Genomic DNA, 375 nt, shown 5'->3' on the forward strand with positions numbered 1-375 from the left:
ATCTGGCCTTGCAGTGCCGAAAACGGCGCCGACCCCGTGAGGCGGTTGGCCTCCGGCACCGGCAACGCGGCGAGCTCGGTCGTCGAGGCCGTCGTGTCGCTGTCGGTCGATTTCCGTTCGCCGGCCTTGGCCTGGTCCTGCGCCTTGCGCGCCTTGTCGGCCTCGAGCGAGGCGATGAGGTCCTTGAGGCTGCTGGCCTTGGCCGCAAGCTGCTGCGAGTGCTGCTGCTCGGCGGTCAGCGCCGCCTCAGTATCGGCCTGCAGCCTCTTCTTGGCCTCGAGCAGCATGGTGAGCCGCTTCTTTTCCGCCGTCTGCTCGGTGACGGCGGTGGTGAGCCGCCCCCGCTCGGCCTCGATCGAGGCCGTCACCCGGGTC

General features: G+C 69.9%; 1 pseudogene. It reads right to left on the reverse strand.

Going from position 1 to position 375, the window contains the following annotated elements:
* A pseudogene (locus EN850_RS34190) lies at positions 1-375 on the reverse strand (hypothetical protein); the annotation flags it as partial.

Origin of the sequence: Mesorhizobium sp. M8A.F.Ca.ET.207.01.1.1, from assembly GCF_004794715.1 — a bacterium.
Classification (GTDB): Bacteria; Pseudomonadota; Alphaproteobacteria; order Rhizobiales; family Rhizobiaceae; genus Mesorhizobium.